The organism is Hydrogenophaga taeniospiralis (assembly GCF_020510445.1).
In the GTDB taxonomy this organism is placed as follows: Bacteria; Pseudomonadota; Gammaproteobacteria; order Burkholderiales; family Burkholderiaceae_C; genus Hydrogenophaga.
On the sequence record NZ_JAHBAG010000002.1, the window covers coordinates 1 to 2,641 of the forward strand.

Below are 2,641 nucleotides of genomic sequence, written 5' to 3' on the forward strand. Positions count from 1 at the left end.
TGTTGCCGATTCTTGCCGGCCAGGAATCGATTCGGAGCGTTCTGCTAGCCGCCACCATCGACGGGCGTAGCTTGTTGCCGCCGACTGAAAACTGACCCACTTAGAGGGCATGTGCCGCTTCAAAACTGACCCAGGTGTTTTACTTGCCTTGCCTAAATATTGGGCAGGGAAAATGCAAGGTGATCACCATGGAAATGTTGGGAAGAATTCGACGGATGTACATGCGCGACAAGGTGTCGTTGCATGAGATAGCCAAGCGCACGGGCCTATCGCGCAACACGGTGCGAAGCTGGCTGAGGAAGCCAGAGGAGGTGAAGGAGCCCGTCTACAGCCGCACGGCGGGCTTCAACAAGCTCAATGCGTATGTGGCCGAACTGGAGCAGTCGCTCAAGGCCGATGCGCATCGACCCAAGCAGAACCGTCGCACGGCACGCGCCTTGTTTGCGCAAATCAAGACCAGCGGATATGAGGGTGGGTACACCCGCGTCACGGACTTTATCCGGGCCTGGCGCGTCGACGCTGGCAAGGACGCCCGGGCGTTCGTGCCACTGAAGTTCGAGATGGGCGAGGCGTTCCAGTTCGACTGGAGCGAAGAGGGCTTGGTGGTGGGCGGTATCTACCACCGCATGCAGGTGTCGCACATGAATGCTGTGCGCCAGCCGCGCATTCTGGCTGGTGGCCTACCCCAGCCAGGGTCACGAGATGCTGTTTGACGCCCACACCCGTTCCTTTGCGGCGCTCGGTGGCGTGGCTCGCCGGGGTATTTACGACAACATGAAGACGGCCGTGGACAAGGTCCCGCGCGGCAAAGGCGGACAAGGTGGCAAGGGCCGCATCGTCAACGCACGCTTTGCCGTGATGTGCGCACATTACCTATTCGATGCCGACTTCTGCAACGTAGCCAGCGGCTGGGAGAAAGGCGTGGTGGAGAAGAACGTGCAGGACAGCCGCAGGCGCATCTGGCTGGAGGCGCAGCAGCAGAAGTTTGGCAGCTTTGCCGAGCTCAATGTTTGGCTGGGCGCACGCTGCCGCAGTCTGTGGGAGGAGGTGCGCCACCCAGAGTACAAGGCGTTCAGCGTGGCCGAGATGCTGGAGCAGGAGCGCGCGGAACTGATGCCCATGCCGACAGCCTTTGATGGCTATGTGGAGCGCTCAGCCAAGGTGTCGAGCACTTGCCTGGTGGCGGTGGCGCGCAACCGCTACTCGGTGCCGTGCGAATTGGCAGGCCAGCGCGTGAGCACCCGGCTGTACCCCGGCCGGGTGGAGATCGCCAGCGACGAAATGATCGTGGCACGGCACGAGAGGCTGCCCAACCGGGGCCACATCTGCTACGACTGGCAGCACTACATTGCGCTGATTCAGCGCAAGTCTGGTGCCCTGAGAAATGGCGCGCCCTTTGCAGACATGCCGACGCCTTTGCAGCGATTGCGACAAGGCTTGATGCGCCATGAGGGCGGTGAAAAGACCATGGCGCAGGTGCTCAACTGCGTGTCCAGCCACGGACTGGAAGCGGTGCTGGTGGCGGTGGAGTTGGTGATCGAATCGGGCGCGCTCAGCACCGAGCACGTTCTCAACGTATTGGCTCGGCTTGATGCGCCAGAGCCTCCTCCCAGCATAGAGAGCACCCTGGATCTCAAGGAGGCACCACTGGCCGACACCGGGCGCTACGACAGCCTGCGTGGCGACGCCATGGAGGGCGTGAGCCATGCGTGATATTGCTGCTCAATTCAAGGAACTCCGCCTGAACGGCATGGCCGGCGCCTGGGTCGAGTTGACCACTGCAGAGGGACAAAGCAGTGATGTGGGCATACAGACCTCGCGCTGGTTGATTGAGCACCTGCTGCAGGCAGAGCACGCACAGCGGGCCTTTGCCTCGGTGCGCCACCAGATGAAGGCGGCCAAGTTCCCGCTACACCGGGACCTGGCAGGCTTTGACTTCGAGGCCTCCAAGATAGACCACAAGTTGGTCAAGCAACTGAGTACGCTGGAGTTCACCGAGACGGCACAGAACGTGGTGCTCATTGGTGGGCCGGGCACGGGCAAGACGCACCTGGCCACAGCCATCGGAGTGGCGGGCATTGCAGCCAAGGGCAAGCGGGTGCGCTTCTATTCCACGGTGGATCTGGTCAACGAACTGGAGAAGGAGAAGCGCGAGGGCAAGGCTGGGCGCATCGCACTGGCGCTGTCGCGCCTGGACCTGGTGATTCTGGATGAGCTGGGGTACCTGCCCTTCAGCCAGGCCGGTGGCGCCCTGCTGTTCCATCTGCTCTCCAAGCTGTACGAGCACACCAGCGTGGTGATCACGACCAACCTGAGCTTCTCGGAATGGTCGGCGGTGTTCGGGGACGCCAAGATGACCACAGCGCTCCTGGACCGTTTGACCCATCACTGCCATATCGTGGAGACCGGAAATGAGTCCCACCGCTTCCGCCACAGCACCCTGGCGGCGAAGTCACGCATCAAGGCCAGAGAGAGTGCACGCAAAGGCAGCATAACTGCACCGGCATCAGCAGAGCCAGACGAACCGTTCTAAACGGGCTACTGGCTACACTTATCCACAGTTGCTGATTCCAAATTCAGCAATCCGCCCTGGGTCAATATTGGATCGGCAGGGTGGGTCAGAATTCAAGTGGCGCCAACA

The 2,641-nt window shown here is 61.3% G+C and carries 1 protein-coding gene and 1 pseudogene; both read left to right on the forward strand.

What is annotated here, in order from left to right; all coding sequences use genetic code 11:
* Positions 1–188: 188 nt before the first annotated feature.
* Positions 189–1,713 (forward strand): annotated as a pseudogene (istA, locus tag KIH07_RS25275) (IS21 family transposase).
* On the forward strand, positions 1,706–2,533 hold the full coding sequence (gene istB / locus KIH07_RS25280) for an IS21-like element helper ATPase IstB (protein ID WP_066690515.1): 828 nt from the start codon (positions 1,706–1,708) through the stop codon (positions 2,531–2,533). Before istA ends, istB begins: the two are co-directional and overlap by 8 nt.
* Positions 2,534–2,641: the final 108 nt, after the last annotated feature.